At 69.6% G+C, this 13,361-nt stretch carries 17 protein-coding genes; 13 read left to right on the forward strand and 4 right to left on the reverse strand.

The window, feature by feature from the left end; genetic code table 11:
• Positions 1 to 24: 24 nt before the first annotated feature.
• A complete protein-coding gene (locus tag AC3WOH_RS17295; protein ID WP_492230518.1) occupies positions 25 to 678 on the forward strand; it encodes a DNA-3-methyladenine glycosylase I in 654 nt (217 codons plus the stop codon).
• Here the strand turns inward: AC3WOH_RS17295 and phnN are convergent.
• The 3 genes from phnN to phnF are packed head-to-tail and all read right to left on the reverse strand — an operon-like array spanning position 659 to position 2,719.
• The gene (phnN, locus tag AC3WOH_RS17300) at positions 659 to 1,246 is read right to left on the reverse strand and encodes a phosphonate metabolism protein/1,5-bisphosphokinase (PRPP-forming) PhnN (RefSeq protein WP_492230519.1); all 588 of its coding nucleotides are present in this window, start codon (positions 1,244 to 1,246) and stop codon (positions 659 to 661) included. The two genes, AC3WOH_RS17295 and phnN, sit on opposite strands and share 20 nt — an antisense overlap.
• The gene (locus AC3WOH_RS17305; protein WP_492230520.1) at positions 1,243 to 1,968 is read right to left on the reverse strand and encodes a DUF1045 domain-containing protein; all 726 of its coding nucleotides are present in this window, start codon (positions 1,966 to 1,968) and stop codon (positions 1,243 to 1,245) included. The genes phnN and AC3WOH_RS17305 overlap by 4 nt, the downstream gene beginning before the upstream one ends.
• Positions 1,958 to 2,719 (reverse strand): phosphonate metabolism transcriptional regulator PhnF, encoded by a 762-nt coding sequence (phnF, locus tag AC3WOH_RS17310; protein ID WP_492230521.1) that lies wholly within the window; start codon positions 2,717 to 2,719, stop codon positions 1,958 to 1,960. Before phnF ends, AC3WOH_RS17305 begins: the two co-directional genes overlap by 11 nt.
• 75 nt (positions 2,720 to 2,794) lie before the next feature.
• On the opposite strand from phnF, the gene phnG reads away from it, so the two are divergent.
• The 12 genes from phnG to AC3WOH_RS17370 all read left to right on the forward strand — a co-directional run bounded on the left by phnG (position 2,795) and on the right by AC3WOH_RS17370 (position 12,476).
• Complete coding sequence (gene phnG, locus AC3WOH_RS17315; protein WP_492230522.1) at positions 2,795 to 3,316, forward strand: phosphonate C-P lyase system protein PhnG; 522 nt, start codon at positions 2,795 to 2,797, stop codon at positions 3,314 to 3,316.
• Positions 3,313 to 3,951, forward strand: a complete 639-nt coding sequence (gene phnH, locus AC3WOH_RS17320; protein WP_492230523.1) for a phosphonate C-P lyase system protein PhnH — start codon at positions 3,313 to 3,315, stop codon at positions 3,949 to 3,951. The genes phnG and phnH overlap by 4 nt, the downstream gene beginning before the upstream one ends.
• Positions 3,952 to 3,956: 5 nt before the next feature.
• A complete protein-coding gene (locus AC3WOH_RS17325) occupies positions 3,957 to 5,060 on the forward strand; it encodes a carbon-phosphorus lyase complex subunit (RefSeq protein WP_492230524.1) in 1,104 nt (367 codons plus the stop codon).
• A complete protein-coding gene (locus AC3WOH_RS17330; protein WP_492230525.1) occupies positions 5,057 to 5,971 on the forward strand; it encodes an alpha-D-ribose 1-methylphosphonate 5-phosphate C-P-lyase PhnJ in 915 nt (304 codons plus the stop codon). The genes AC3WOH_RS17325 and AC3WOH_RS17330 overlap by 4 nt, the downstream gene beginning before the upstream one ends.
• Positions 5,968 to 6,426 carry a GNAT family N-acetyltransferase gene (locus AC3WOH_RS17335; protein ID WP_492230526.1) on the forward strand — a complete coding sequence of 153 codons (459 nt, stop codon included), beginning with the start codon at positions 5,968 to 5,970 and terminating at the stop codon, positions 6,424 to 6,426. The genes AC3WOH_RS17330 and AC3WOH_RS17335 overlap by 4 nt, the downstream gene beginning before the upstream one ends.
• A gap of 1 nt (position 6,427) precedes the next feature.
• On the forward strand, positions 6,428 to 7,222 hold the full coding sequence (gene phnK, locus AC3WOH_RS17340; protein WP_492230527.1) for a phosphonate C-P lyase system protein PhnK: 795 nt from the start codon (positions 6,428 to 6,430) through the stop codon (positions 7,220 to 7,222).
• On the forward strand, positions 7,222 to 7,953 hold the full coding sequence (gene phnL, locus AC3WOH_RS17345) for a phosphonate C-P lyase system protein PhnL (RefSeq protein ID WP_492230589.1): 732 nt from the start codon (positions 7,222 to 7,224) through the stop codon (positions 7,951 to 7,953). Before phnK ends, phnL begins: the two co-directional genes overlap by 1 nt.
• Positions 7,950 to 9,107 carry an alpha-D-ribose 1-methylphosphonate 5-triphosphate diphosphatase gene (locus AC3WOH_RS17350; protein WP_492230528.1) on the forward strand — a complete coding sequence of 386 codons (1,158 nt, stop codon included), beginning with the start codon at positions 7,950 to 7,952 and terminating at the stop codon, positions 9,105 to 9,107. Before phnL ends, AC3WOH_RS17350 begins: the two co-directional genes overlap by 4 nt.
• Positions 9,108 to 9,199: 92 nt before the next feature.
• Entirely contained in the window at positions 9,200 to 10,060 is an 861-nt protein-coding gene (gene phnC / locus AC3WOH_RS17355; RefSeq protein WP_492230529.1) for a phosphonate ABC transporter ATP-binding protein, read from the forward strand.
• Between the two features lie 69 nt (positions 10,061 to 10,129).
• Complete coding sequence (gene phnD / locus AC3WOH_RS17360) at positions 10,130 to 11,077, forward strand: phosphonate ABC transporter substrate-binding protein (protein WP_492230530.1); 948 nt, start codon at positions 10,130 to 10,132, stop codon at positions 11,075 to 11,077.
• A 25-nt stretch (positions 11,078 to 11,102) separates the two neighbouring features.
• Positions 11,103 to 11,909: a phosphonate ABC transporter, permease protein PhnE gene (phnE, locus tag AC3WOH_RS17365; protein ID WP_492230531.1), complete on the forward strand. Its 807-nt coding sequence runs from the start codon at positions 11,103 to 11,105 to the stop codon at positions 11,907 to 11,909.
• Between the two features lie 9 nt (positions 11,910 to 11,918).
• A complete protein-coding gene (locus tag AC3WOH_RS17370; RefSeq protein WP_492230532.1) occupies positions 11,919 to 12,476 on the forward strand; it encodes a phosphonate degradation HD-domain oxygenase in 558 nt (185 codons plus the stop codon).
• On the opposite strand, the gene AC3WOH_RS17375 is transcribed toward AC3WOH_RS17370, so the two are convergent.
• Complete coding sequence (locus AC3WOH_RS17375; protein ID WP_492230533.1) at positions 12,473 to 13,339, reverse strand: VOC family protein; 867 nt, start codon at positions 13,337 to 13,339, stop codon at positions 12,473 to 12,475. The two genes, AC3WOH_RS17370 and AC3WOH_RS17375, sit on opposite strands and share 4 nt — an antisense overlap.
• Between the last annotated feature and the right edge of the window lie 22 nt (positions 13,340 to 13,361).

Consider the following 13,361-nt stretch of genomic DNA (forward strand, 5'->3'; position numbering starts at 1 on the left):
GTGGCGGGTTTCTAGAATGCGGCCATGACCGATGCCGCCACCACCATCCCCGATGGCCTGTTCGCCGACGAAGCCGGCTGCCCGCGCTGCACCTGGTGCCAGGCCACGCCGCTGTACCGCCACTACCATGACAGCGAGTGGGGGTTTCCGGTGGCGGACGACCGGCGCCTGTTCGAGAAGCTGTGCCTGGAGGGCTTCCAATCGGGCCTGAGCTGGCTCACCATCCTGAACAAGCGCGAAGGTTTTCGCGCTGCGTTCGCGCAGTTCGATGCGGAGCAGGTGGCCCGCTTCACCGAGAAGGATGTGGAGCGCCTGGTGCAGGACGCGGCCATCGTGCGCCACCGGGGCAAGATCGTCTCGACCATCAACAACGCCCAGCGGGTGCTGGAATTGCGCCAGGAGTTCGGCTCGCTCGCGAACTATGCCTGGCGTTACGAGCCACCCGCGGGGGAGCGGCCCGAGCGCATCACGCGCGAGGTGGCGCGCACCTTCATCACCTCACCGGGCTCGGTGGCCATGTCCAAGGACCTCAAGAAGCGCGGCTGGAGCTTTGTCGGCCCGACCACGGTGTATGCCTTCATGCAGGCCATGGGCCTGGTCAATGACCATCTCGAAGGCTGCCACGCGCGCGCGAAGGCGCTCAAGGCGCGGGCGGACTTCAGCGTGCCGGGGCGCTGACCGGGTTCGGCCAGCCGGGCAGTTGCTCCAGGGCCTGCAGCAACTGGCGGCCCGCGGCGTCCAGGCTGGTGTCGTTGCGTACCTCGATGCCGGCCGCACCCGCAGGCGCCTGGAACTGCAGGGCGCGCTGCACGCGCTGCTCTGCCTGCTCTGCGCTTTCGCGCCCGCGCGACAGGATGCGCTGGCGCAGCACTTCGGGGCTGGCTGTGATGTGCACGGCCACCAGGGTCGGGTAGCGCTGCAGTGCCTCGGGCAGGTAGGCGCGTGAGCCGTTGACCAGCAGCCAGCGGCCCCGGGCCAGCGGTTCCAGTTCGCCATGGCGCACGCCATAGGCCAGGCCATTGGCTTCCCAGTGCAGGGCAAACGCGTCGGCAGCGCGCAGCGCGGAGTGGTCGCCGGGCGTGGTGCTCTCGTGCACCTCGCCCCCGGGTGCAGCCGGGCGGCTGATGGTGCGCCGCGCCCACTGCACGGGCAGGCCGGCCGGCAGGTGCTGGCGCAGCCAGTCGAGCAGGCTGTCCTTGCCCGCACCCGAGGGGCCCATGAAATACAGCAGCCTGGCTGAGTTCATGCGCCCAGCTCCAGGTGGTCCAGCAGCACAAAGTCAGCGCCCGGCGCCGGTTCGGCGAACAGGGCCAGGCTGCTGAAACGCAGCGGTGGCAGGTCGGCAAAGAACTGGTCCGCTGCATCCTGCACCAGCTCCACGATCTCGTCGTCCGCGCCCGCGAGCGACCCGGTCAGCGACAGGTGGAAGCGGAACTCATCGAACACGAAGGGATAGCCCCACTGCTGCAGCAGTTCGTCCTGCCGGGCGGTCAGCCCCGCACACCTGCGGCGTGCCAGATCCTGTTTGGACAGCGGCGCAGCCAGCGGATGCAACTGCGCCACGCAGGCAGCCGCGGCGGCCTGGATCTCGGCATTGGCTGGGTGCGCGGGCGTGGGCACCAGCGCCAGGAAGTCGCCGATGCGTTCCACCACCATGGGGGGCATGGCAAAGGGACGCAGGCCCTGGGCCAGGGTCTGCACGGCGTGGTGCAGGGTGAGCCAGTCGACGCCCGGGGCCAGGGCGAACGGGGCCTTGAGCGTGGCATGCCAGCCGTAGCGGCGCGGTGCGGCGGTCAGGCGCTCCAGCTCGTCCTTGGCCACGCCGTGGATGTCCAGCTGGGGCAGGGGCTGCAACTGGGCGGCGCAGCGGCCCAGCCAGTGGCTGCCGGCCAGCCAGGCCAAGGTGCCTGGGTGGGGTGCGAAGTAGACCGCATAGCGGTGGGCGGAGGTGGTGGCGTTATTCGTCATGGGTGACCGTGAGTTTGACGCGGTCGCCCGCGAACCAGGCGCGCGCCCATTCGATGGGCGTGTCTTCGAGGTCCACGTTCAGGCTTTCCACGAGCAGCACGGGGCGCGTGGCGGGCTGGCGCAGTTCGGCGGCCACGGCCGTATCGGGCAGCTCGGCGGTGATGCGGCTTTCGCGCCGCGTGTAGTCGGCCACGCCGTGCGCGGAAAAGCCCGCGGTGATGGAGCCGGTCTCGTGCACCACGGCGGCCAGGCCCGCGAAGCGGGGCAGGGGGAAGTAGCGCTCGCTCACGTGCAACGGCTGGCCCTCGGCCTGGCCGATCACGCGCAGCGCCAGCAGCGGGCTGCGCACAGGCACCTGCAGCGCCTTGGCCAGGGCGGCCGTGGCGCGCACGGTCTGCTCCTGCAGCACCACCAGGCTGCCGCGCAGGCCGGCCTGCGCCAGGCCCTGCTGGTGGCGCACACGCTTGCCCAGCGCCAAGTCCACCGCGAAGTCTTCCACATAGGTGCCGCTGCCTTGGGTGATGCGCACCAGGCCCTGGCTGCACAGGCTGGCCAGCGAGCGGCGGATGGTGTGGCGGTTCACGCCGAACTGCTCGGCCAGCGCATGTTCCGACGGCAGGCGCTGGCCCGGTGGGTAGACGCCGTTGCCGATGGCCTCGGCCAGCTCGGCCGCAATGCGGGTCCAGAAGCTGTCGCGGGCTGGGCGGGTGGGGGGCTCGGCAAGAAAAGAGGGGCTGGTGGTCGCTGTCATGAAACCTACATGCGCGCTGTCTAAGCTGGCGCCAGTTGTTCAATTTGTCTATACAACTTTAAGGGTACCACCTTCATGTTTCAAGCCTTTGACAACCCCGGCCCGGGCCGGCCGCTGGCGCGGGCGCACTGGATGGCGCTGCTCGCCAGGGCGCCGCTCGGCCTGCTGGAGCCCGCGTTGCAGGCCCATGCCGAGCTGCCCGCGCGCTGGCTGCGCGCCCCCGAAACCGGCCTGATGATGGTGCAGGGCCGTGCCGGTGGCACAGGCGAGCGTTTCAACCTGGGCGAGGTCACGGTCACCCGCTGCGCGCTGCGCGTGCAGCCCTCCGCAGACGCCGAGGCCACCGTGGGCGTGGCCTATGTGCTGGGCCGTTCGCACCGCCAGGTGCAGTTGGCGGCGCTGGCCGACGCGCTGCTGCAGGACCCGGGGCACCAGGCCACGCTCGACACCGGCCTGCTCGATCCCATCCGCCGCCATCTGGCCCAGCAGCAGGCCGAGCGCCAGGCGCGCGCCGCGAGCACGCGGGTGGATTTCTTCACGGTGGCGCGCGAGAGCGGCAGCATCAACGACGACGGCGGCGAGGAGGACCAGGAATGAGCGCGACCCCGACGACCTCCCTGTCCGCATTGGGCGCGGGCTTTTCCAACGAGGCCCTGGGCAGCCAGGGCGTGTTCCGCGCGGTGCTGCAGGCGCTGTCGCAGCCGGGCAACCCGGTCGCCATGGCGCACGACGCCGAGGTGCCCGCCACCGGCCACGCCGCATCGGCCGCGGTGCTGCTGGCCCTGCTCGACAGCGAATGCACGCTGTGGCTCTCGCCCACCCTGGCGGCCAGCCAGGCCGGCACCTGGCTGCGCTTTCACACCGGCTGCGTCCTGGTGGATGCGCCTGCCCAGGCCCGCTTTGTCTGGGTGGGCGCGGGCGACGCCCTGCCGGGCCTGAGCAGCCTGGCGTGTGGCAGCGACGAGTACCCCGACCAGTCCGCCACCTGCGTGGTCGACGTGCAGGTGCTGGCCCCCGCCGTGGAAGGCGCGGGCGCCTGGCGCCTGACGGGCCCCGGCATCCCATCGGTGCAGCACCTGCGCGTGGCCGGGCTGCCGGAGGATTTCGGGCGCCAGTGGGCCGCGAACCACGGCGCCTTTCCGCGCGGGGTGGACCTGGTGCTGGCCACCGCCACGCACATCGCCGGCTTGCCGCGCACCGCCCGCATCCATCCTGCCACCGTGGAGGCCTGAAGCCCATGTACGTTGCCGTCAAGGGCGGGGAAACCGCCATCCTCAACAGCTACCGCCTGCTGGCCGAGCAGCGCCGGGGCGACACCGCGGAGCCTGAGCTCTCGGTGGCGCAGATCCAAGACCAGCTCAAGCTGGCTGTGGACCGCGTGATGACCGAAGGCTCGGTCTACGACCCCGAGCTCGCGGCCCTGGCCATCAAGCAGGCCGCGGGCGATCTGGTCGAGGCGATCTTTCTGCTGCGCGCCTACCGCGCCACCTTGCCGCGTCTGGGCACCACGCACCCGCTGAACACGGCGCGCATGCAGCTTCACCGCCGCATTTCGGCCACCTTCAAGGACCTGCCCGGCGGCCAGGTGCTGGGCCCCACCTACGACTACACCCAGCGCCTGCTCGACTTCACGCTGCTGGCGCAGGGCCAGGCCCCCGCCGCTGCGGCAGCGCCCGCGCCGCTGGCCGACGCACCCGCCGCCACGCCGCGCGTGGTGGATCTGCTCAACCAGGAAGGGCTGATCGAGACCCGCCCCGTGCCCGAGGGCGACCCGGCGCCCGTTGACCTCACGCGCGAGCCGCTGCGCTTTCCGGCCAACCGTGCCACGCGGCTGCAGAGCCTGGCGCGCGGTGACGAGGGCTTTCTGCTGGCCATGGCGTATTCCACCCAGCGCGGCTATGCGCACTCGCACCCCTTCGTGGGCGAGCTGCGCCTGGGCACGGTGGCCGTGGAGATCGCGCCCGAGGAACTGGGCTTTGCCATCTCCATCGGCGACATGGAGATCACCGAGTGCGAGATGGTCAACCAGTTCGCGGGCAGCAAGAGCACACCGCCGCAGTTCACGCGCGGCTACGGCCTGGCCTTCGGCCACAGCGAGCGCAAGGCCATGGCCATGAGCCTGGTGGACCGCGCGCTGCGCGCCGACGAACTGGGCGAGCCCGTGGAGTCGCCTGCGCAGATGCAGGAGTTCGTGCTCTCGCACAGCGACAGCCTCGAAGCCTCGGGCTTCGTGCAGCACCTGAAGCTGCCGCATTACGTGGATTTCCAGTCCGAGCTGGAACTGGTGCGCCGCATGCGCGCCACGGCGTCGGACACCCCCCTGCCAGGAGACGACGCATGAACGCGCCCCACGAACCCGGGCTGATGGACCTGCCCGCCGATGCGGCCGCCACCGGCGGCGACTTCAACTTCGCCTACCTGGACGAGCGCACCAAGCGCATGATCCGCCGGGCCATCCTCAAGGCCGTGGCCGTTCCGGGCTACCAGGTGCCATTCGGCTCGCGCGAGATGCCGCTGCCCTACGGCTGGGGCACGGGCGGCATCCAGGTCACGGCGGCCATCATCGGGCCCGAAGACCGGCTCAAGGTCATCGACCAGGGCTCGGACGACACGGTCAACGCCGTCAACATCCGCCGCTTCTTCGAGCGCACCACGGGCGTGGCCACCACCACGCGCACGGCCGATGCCACGCTGATCCAGACGCGCCACCGCATCCCCGAGACGCCGCTGGCCGAGGGCCAGGTCCTCGTCTACCAGGTGCCGGTGCCCGAGCCCATGCAGCGCCTGGAGCCGCGCGAGACCGAGACGCGCACCCTGCACGGCCTGGCCGAGTACGGGCTCATGCACGTCAAGCTGTACGAGGACATCGCGCGCTACGGCCACATTGCCACCACCTACGACTACCCGGTGCTGGTCAACCACCGCTATGTGATGGCGCCGTCGCCTATCCCCAAGTTCGACAACCCCAAGATGCACATGAACCCCGCGCTGCAGCTCTTTGGCGCGGGCCGCGAAAAGCGCATCTACGCCGTGCCGCCCTACACGCCGGTGGAGAGCCTGGGCTTCGAGGACCACCCCTTCGAGGTGCAGCGCTGGGATTGCCCCTGCGCCCTGTGCGGCGCCACGGACAGTTTTCTCGACGAGGTCATCACCGACGACCAGGGCACGCGCATGCACGTCTGCTCCGACTCCGACTACTGCCAGGAGCGCCAGGCGTCTGCGGCCGCCGTGCCGGCCGGGGAGGGCGCATGAGCGCCGTGCTCGTGCGCGAGGCCACGGAGGCCGACCTGGACGAGGTGCTGGCCCTGTACCAGGGTATCGAGGACAGCCCCGAGCACGTGCTCACGCTCGGTGAAGCGCGGGCCGTGCTGGCGCAGTTCCGCGCCTACCCGAGCTACCGCCTGTGGGTGGCTTGCGAAAGTGCGGAGCCTGGTGCCGACGTGCTCGGCACCTACAGCCTGCTGGTCATGCACAACCTGGCGCACCGGGGCGCGCCCTCGGCCATTGTCGAGGACGTGGTGGTCGCCGCCGACCGCAAGGGCCAGGGCATCGGCCGCCAGATGATGGCCCACGCCGTGCAGCTGGCGCGCGAGGCCGGCTGCTACAAGCTGGCGCTCTCGTCCCACCGCAGGCGCACCGATGCGCATGCCTTCTACGAATCCCTGGGCTTTGCGCAGCATGGCCTGAGCTTCTCGATCGAGCCTTGACATGGACGCCACCCTTTCTCCATCCCCCACCCCTCTGCTCAGTGTGCGCGGCATCGGCAAGCGCTACGGCCAGCGCGTGGCGCTGCAGGACGCCTCGTTCGACCTGTGGCCCGGCGAGGTGCTGGCCGTGGTCGGCGAGTCCGGCTCGGGCAAGTCCACCCTGCTCAACGCGGTGGCCGCGCGCGCCCGGCCCGATGCGGGCAGCGTGCACTTCCAGGACCGCAGCGGCGCGCTGCAGGACGTGCTGGCCATGAGCGAGGCGCAGCAGCGCCTGCTGGCACGCACCGACTGGGGCTTTGTGCACCAGAACGCGGCCGACGGCCTGCGCATGGACGTGTCGGCCGGGGCCAACGTGGGCGAGCGCCTCATGGGCCTGGGCGAGCGCCACTACGGCCGCTTGCGCGCCACGGCCACCGAGTGGCTGCGGCGCGTGGAGATCGACGCCAGCCGCATCGACGACGCGCCACGCGCCTTCTCCGGCGGCATGCGCCAGCGCCTGCAGATCGCCCGCAACCTGGTCACCCGGCCGCGCCTGGTGTTCATGGACGAGCCGACCTCGGGCCTCGATGTCTCGGTGCAGGCGCGTCTCTTGGACCTGCTGCGCCAGCTCACGCGGCAGATGCAGCTGGCGGCCATCGTGGTCACGCACGACCTGGCCGTGGCCCGGCTGCTGGCCCACCGCATGGTGGTGATGCAGCGCGGCCGCGTGGTCGAGTCGGGCTTGACCGATCAGGTGCTCGATGACCCCCAGCACCCCTACACCCAGCTCCTCGTTTCCTCGGTACTGCAACCATGATGACGACCCCCACCAATGCGCCCATCCTGGAACTCCAGGGCGTGGCCAAGCGCTTCACCCTGCACCACCAGAACGGCATCGAGCTGCCCGTGCTCGCCCAGGTGGACCTCGCCGTCGGCCCCGGCGAATGCGTGGTGCTCGATGGCCCATCGGGCATGGGCAAGAGCACGCTGCTCAAGCTGGTCTACGCCAACTACCGCGCCAATGCGGGCCGCATCACCGTGCAGCCGGCCACCGGCCCGGCCGTGGACGTGACCCAGGCCACGCCGCGCGAGCTGGTGCAGCTGCGGCGCGACACCGTCGGCTATGTGAGCCAGTTCCTGCGCGTGATCCCCCGCGTGGGCGCGCTCGACGTGGTGGCCGAGCCCCTGGCCGAGGACGCCGGCGACGACGAGGCCGCCCTGGAAGCGGCACGCGAGACCGCCCGCGCCTGGCTCACCCGCCTGCGCATCCCGGAACGCCTGTGGCACCTGCCACCTGCCACCTTCTCGGGCGGGGAGCAGCAGCGCATCAACATCGCGCGCAACATGATCAAGCCCAAGCCCCTCTTGCTGCTCGACGAGCCCACGGCCTCGCTCGACGCGGCCAACACCGACACGGTGATCGCCCTGGTCCGCGAGGCCGTGGCGCGCGGTGCCGCGCTGGTCGGCATCTTCCACGACGCGCACGTGGGCGCGGCCGTGGCCACGCGGCGCGTGAACGTGGCGGATTTCCGCGGGGTGGGCGCATGAGCACCGCAGCGGTCTTCCACAACGCCCGCATGGTGCTGCCCGGCGAAGTGGTGCAGGGCTCGCTCTCGGTGCAGGGCGGGCGCATCGCCGCCCTGGCCTCGGGCGGCACGGCGGCGCTGCAGGGCATCGACCTGGGCGGCGACTACCTGCTGCCCGGCCTGGTTGAGGTGCATACCGACAACTTCGAGCGCCACCTGATGCCGCGCCCCAAGGTGCAATGGGCCGCGATGCCCGCGCTGCTGGCCCACGATGCCGAGATTGCGGCGGCCGGCATCACCACCGTGCTCGACGCCCTGGGCGTGGGCGAGGCCGATGCGGAGAGCCTGCGCGGCAGCGCCTGGAACCAGGTGCTCGACACCATCGACACCTGCACCGAGCGCCATCTGCTGCGCGCCGACCACCACCTGCACGTGCGCTGCGAGCTGCCGGCGCCCAACACCATCGACCTGTTCGGCCCCTTCCACGGGCATCCGCGGCTGTCGCTGATCTCGCTGATGGACCACACCCCGGGCCAGCGCCAGTGGGAGAACATCGAGCAGGCGCGCACCTACTACACCGGCAAGAAGGGCTGGAGCAGCGAGAAGTTCGAGCGCCAGGTGCAGCATGCCGCCACCCTGCAGGCGCAGTATGCCGAGCCGCACCGCGCCTATTTCGTGGACTACTGCCGCACCCATGGCATTGCCCTGGCCAGCCACGACGACACCACGGTGGCCCATGTGGAGCAGGCCCATGCCGAAGGCGCGGGCATGTCCGAGTTCCCGACCACGCTGGCGGCGGCCCAGGCAGCGCACGCGCGCGGCCTGCTCACCGTGATGGGCGGGCCCAATGTGGTGCGCGGCGGCTCGCACTCGGGCAATGTGGCGGCGTCCGAGCTGGCGCGCCAGGGCCTTTTGGACATCCTTTCGTCCGATTACGTGCCCGGCAGCCTGCTGAGCGCCGTGATGCGCCTGGTGCACGACGGCATCCTCACCCTGCCCGAGGCCGTGGCCACCGTCACGCGCAACCCGGCACGCGCCTCGGGCATGGCCGACCGCGGCGAGCTGGCGCCCGGCCTGCGCGCCGACCTGGTGCAGGTGCACCTAGTCGATCTGCCCGGCGGAGCGCAGCAGGCCGTGGTGCGCGGCGTCTGGCGCGAGGGGCAGCGCGTTCTCTGAACGTGTTCTGACATCCAAATTTCCCGCAACTGTCAAAGCACTGTCACGGCGCGCTTTCACACTGCATTTGTATAGACGACTTGGAGCCGGCCATGCCCATCGCCCTTCGCATAGAGCAACTGAACAAGCATTTCGCCAATGGCAAGCATGCACTGCGTGGCATCGACCTCACGGTGCATGCCGGCGAGATGGTGGCCTTGATCGGGGCCTCGGGCTCGGGCAAGTCCACCCTGTTGCGCCATGTGGCGGGCTTGGTGGTGGCCGATGGCGACAGCCACTCGCTGGTCGAGGTCGACGGCCGCTGCGTGCAGCAGGGCGGGCGCATCCACCGTGACATCCGCAAGGTGCGCTCGCAGGTGGGCTTCGTGTTCCAGCAGTTCAACCTGGTCGACCGCCTGCCCGTGATGATGAACGTGCTGGTGGGCATGCTGCACCGCACGCCCCGCTGGCGCGGCTGGCTGCGCGTGTTCCGCCCGCACGAGCGCGCCCTGGCGCTGGAGGCGCTGGCCCGCGTGGGCATTGCCGACTGCCATGCGCAGCGCGCCTCCACGCTCTCGGGCGGGCAGCAGCAGCGTGCCGCGATTGCGCGCACCCTGGTGCAGGGCGCCAAGGTGGTGCTGGCGGACGAGCCCATCGCCTCGCTTGATCCCGAGTCCTCGCGCAAGGTCATGGACATCCTGGCGCGCATCAACCGCGAAGACGGCAGCACCGTCATCGTCTCGCTGCACCAGGTGGACGTGGCCATCAAGTACTGCCCGCGCGTGGTCGCCCTGCACCAGGGCCGCGTGGTCTACGACGGCCCCTCGGCCGACCTCACGCCCGCGCTGCTGCGCGAACTCTATGGCGTGCAGGCCGACGAAATCCTGGGAGCGGCCTTGCCGCAGGTGCCTGCCGCCGCCCCCGTGCAGCAGCCCGCCCATGGCTGGGTGCAGCCCCTGGCGCAGGCCGCCTGAGGCCTTCTTCGATTCCCTTGCGCGTTTGCGCGTTCCTTCCGACTGTTTTTCCTTTCACTGGAGCCACCCATGTTCAAGAAACTGTGCGCAGCCTTGGCCCTCGGCCTGGGGCTGACGACGGGCGCCCTCGCCCAGGACATCAACTTCGGCATGATCTCGACCGAGGCGACGCAGAACCTCAAGGCCGACTGGCAGCCCCTGCTGGACGACATGGCCAAGCAGACCGGCCTCAAGGTCAATGCCTTCTTCGCCTCCGACTATGCCGGCCTCATCGAAGCCATGCGCTTCAACAAGATGCAGGTCGCCTGGCTGGGCAACAAGTCGGCCATGGAGGCCGTGGACCGCGCCAACGGCGAAGTGTTCGCGCAGATGGTCAACGCCGACGGCACCCAGGGCTACTACTCGCACCTGATCGTGCACAAGGACAGCCCGCTGGCCACGCTGGACGATGTGCTCAAGAACGGCAAGTCGCTGAGTTTCGGCAACGGCGATCCCAACTCCACCTCGGGCTTCCTGGTGCCTGGCTACTACGCCTTTGCACAGAACAAGATCGACGCCAAGACCCACTTCAAGGTGGTGCGCAGCGCCAACCACGAGACCAATGCCCTGGCCGTGGCCAACAAGCAGGTCGACGTGGCCACCAACAACAGCGAAAACCTCGAAAAGATCAAGGAGCGCCAGCCCGAGAAGTTCAAGGACCTGAAGATCGTCTGGACCTCGCCGCTGATTGCGCTCGATCCGCTGGTGATGCGCAAGGACCTGCCCGAGCCGCTCAAGGCCAAGATCAAGGACTTCTTCTTCAACTACGCCAAGACCGATGCGCGCGAGAAGGAGATCGTGATGAAGATCTCCAAGCTCTCGGGCTTCAAGCCATCGACCAATGCCCAGCTCATGCCCATCCGCCAGCTCGATCTGTTCGGCAAGCGCAACAAGATCGAAGGTGACACCACGCTGGCCGACGCCGACAAGAAGACCCGCCTGGCCGAGATCGACCAGCAACTGGCTTCGCTGAAGTAAGCAACGCACCCGGCCCGTTCCTGCCATGTCTTCCGCATTGACCCCTTCGCTCGCGACCCTGGCGGGCACCGCGGCGCCCAAGCGCAGCCTCGCCTGGTATCTGTCCTGGGGCATCCTGCTGCTGGTGCTGGCCGCATCGTGGAAGGGCGCCGACATGCGCCCGCTCGATCTGGTCCGCGACTCGGGCAACATGGCCCAGTACGCGGCCGAGTTCTTTCCGCCCAACTTCGGGCAGTGGCGCATCTACGTGCAGGAGATGCTGGTCACGCTGCAGATCGCGCTGTGGGGCACGGCGCTCGCGGTGGTGAGCGCCGTTCCCCTGGCACTGCTGGCCTCGTCCAACATCGCGCCCTGGTGGATCAACCAGCCGGTGCGCCGAGTGCTCGATGCCTGCCGTGCCATCAACGAGATGGTGTTCGCCATGCTCTTCGTGGTGGCCGTGGGCCTGGGGCCCTTCGCCGGTGTGCTGGCGCTGTGGATCCACACCTCGGGCACGCTGGCCAAGCTGTTCTCCGAAGCCGTGGAAGCCATCGACCCGCAGCCCGTGGAGGGCATCCGCTCCACCGGTGCGAGCGCACTGCACGAAATCATCTATGGCGTGATCCCGCAGGTGATGCCGCTGTGGATCTCCTACACGCTCTACCGCTTCGAGGCCAATGTGCGCTCGGCCTCGGTGGTGGGCATGGTGGGGGCCGGCGGCATCGGCGTGGTGTTGTGGGAGATCATTCGCGGCTTCCAGTACGCCGAGACCTGCGCGGTGATGCTCATCATCGTGGTCACCGTGAGCCTGATCGACCTGGTGTCGGCGCGCATCCGCAAAACCATGATCTAGGGATACGCCATGGCACTGGCCCCGCACGACATCGCCCTGCTGCTCACCGAACGCGGGCAAAGGCAGTACGGCCGCGAGGCCGTGAGCCAGCTCGACCACGCGCTGCAGTGCGCGCACCTCGCCGAAGAAGCCGGCGAGACCGGGGCCACCGTGGTTGCAGCCCTGCTGCACGACCTGGGCCACCTGCTGGCGCCCGCCGCCGCCGAGCACGAGGCCCGCGCGCCGCGCCATGACGACCTGCACCAGTACGTGGCCCTGCCGTTCCTGCGTGGCGTGCTGCCCGATGCGGTTCTCGAACCCATCCGCATGCATGTGGACGCCAAGCGCTACCTGTGCGCGGTGGATGCAGGCTATTGGGCTGCGCTCTCACCCGCATCGCAGCACAGCCTGGAGCTACAGGGCGGCGCCTATGGCCTGGTCGAATGCGCCCGGTTTGCCGAACAGCCTTTTGCGCAGGAGGCGATTCGCCTGCGCCGCTACGACGACCTGGCCAAGGTGCCGGGGCGGGCCACCCCGCCGCTGCCGCACTACCTGGCGCTGATGGAGCAGGTCTCAGCCAGGCCCTAGCGGAATTCCGGAATATCCGGCACCGATCCCCACATGCAGAACGAGGTCGGGTGGAACGGGAACTGGCGCGGCGGTGCATCGGGGTCGGTGACCATGCGCACGCCGCTGGAGAACTCATAGACCATGCCGTCCGGCCCCTCGAAGTAGAGGAACATGGCGCCCGAGGTCGGGTGCTTGCCCGGCCCGAACACCACGCGGATGCCGCGCGACTGCAGCAGGTACCAGGCGCGCATCAGGTCGTCGATCGACGCCACCTGGTGGTTGATGTGCTGCACCCCGGCATACGCGGAGGGGAAGAGCGCGATCTTGTGGTGCACCTCGTCGATGCGCAGGAGCGGTGCGGCGCCGATGCGGTCGCTGACCTTGGCGCTGAGCACCGTGGTCCAGAAGCGCTCGTCGCGCGCCGGGTCGGTGCTGCGCAGGCCCACGTGCGAGAAGCCGGTGTTGCCCGTGTCGCGCGTCGGGAAGAAACGCACGCCGCTGTGGAAGGGCGCGACGGCGAGCTCGATGGCATTGCCGCTCGGATCGTTGAAGCCGATGAAGGCCTGCACCCGGCGCTGCTCGCACTCATCGGGCCGGCCTTCGCGCACGGCGTGGCCCAGTCGCTCCAGCTCGGCGGCGGCGGACTGCAGTTCGGCCATGGAGGAAAGCTCGAAGCCGGTCGTATGGTCCGCCGGGTCACCATCGAAGTACACCAGTGTCTGCTCGCGCGCATCGCTGCGAAAGCCCACGGCCCTGCCATGGCGCGGCGGCCCGTAGCGCTGGCCTTCGCGCAGGCCCAGGATGTCGTTGGCGTAGAGGCAGGCGCCATCGAGGTCGCGCGTGCCCAGGCGCACATAGCTGATGTCCTTGAGTGCAATCATCTTCGTTCCGTCTCCGTTGTTC

Source organism: Acidovorax sp. FW305-C-20-28 (assembly GCF_058783375.1).

What these genes read in the sequence shown, in the direction of transcription:
- phnD (WP_492230530.1), top strand. Translation starts at nt 10,130, where the DNA reads ATGTTCAAGAAACTGTGCGCAGCCTTGGCCCTCGGCCTGGGGCTGACG.
- AC3WOH_RS17370 (WP_492230532.1), top strand. Translation starts at nt 11,919, where the DNA reads ATGGCACTGGCCCCGCACGACATCGCCCTGCTGCTCACCGAACGCGGG.
- AC3WOH_RS17325 (WP_492230524.1), top strand. Translation starts at nt 3,957, where the DNA reads ATGTACGTTGCCGTCAAGGGCGGGGAAACCGCCATCCTCAACAGCTAC.
- phnG (WP_492230522.1), top strand. Translation starts at nt 2,795, where the DNA reads ATGTTTCAAGCCTTTGACAACCCCGGCCCGGGCCGGCCGCTGGCGCGG.
- AC3WOH_RS17330 (WP_492230525.1), top strand. Translation starts at nt 5,057, where the DNA reads ATGAACGCGCCCCACGAACCCGGGCTGATGGACCTGCCCGCCGATGCG.
- AC3WOH_RS17350 (WP_492230528.1), top strand. Translation starts at nt 7,950, where the DNA reads ATGAGCACCGCAGCGGTCTTCCACAACGCCCGCATGGTGCTGCCCGGC.
- phnF (WP_492230521.1), bottom strand. Translation starts at nt 2,719, where the DNA reads ATGACAGCGACCACCAGCCCCTCTTTTCTTGCCGAGCCCCCCACCCGC.
- AC3WOH_RS17375 (WP_492230533.1), bottom strand. Translation starts at nt 13,339, where the DNA reads ATGATTGCACTCAAGGACATCAGCTATGTGCGCCTGGGCACGCGCGAC.
- phnH (WP_492230523.1), top strand. Translation starts at nt 3,313, where the DNA reads ATGAGCGCGACCCCGACGACCTCCCTGTCCGCATTGGGCGCGGGCTTT.
- AC3WOH_RS17295 (WP_492230518.1), top strand. Translation starts at nt 25, where the DNA reads ATGACCGATGCCGCCACCACCATCCCCGATGGCCTGTTCGCCGACGAA.
- phnN (WP_492230519.1), bottom strand. Translation starts at nt 1,246, where the DNA reads ATGAACTCAGCCAGGCTGCTGTATTTCATGGGCCCCTCGGGTGCGGGC.
- AC3WOH_RS17305 (WP_492230520.1), bottom strand. Translation starts at nt 1,968, where the DNA reads ATGACGAATAACGCCACCACCTCCGCCCACCGCTATGCGGTCTACTTC.
- AC3WOH_RS17335 (WP_492230526.1), top strand. Translation starts at nt 5,968, where the DNA reads ATGAGCGCCGTGCTCGTGCGCGAGGCCACGGAGGCCGACCTGGACGAG.
- phnL (WP_492230589.1), top strand. Translation starts at nt 7,222, where the DNA reads ATGACGACCCCCACCAATGCGCCCATCCTGGAACTCCAGGGCGTGGCC.
- phnK (WP_492230527.1), top strand. Translation starts at nt 6,428, where the DNA reads ATGGACGCCACCCTTTCTCCATCCCCCACCCCTCTGCTCAGTGTGCGC.
- phnE (WP_492230531.1), top strand. Translation starts at nt 11,103, where the DNA reads ATGTCTTCCGCATTGACCCCTTCGCTCGCGACCCTGGCGGGCACCGCG.
- phnC (WP_492230529.1), top strand. Translation starts at nt 9,200, where the DNA reads ATGCCCATCGCCCTTCGCATAGAGCAACTGAACAAGCATTTCGCCAAT.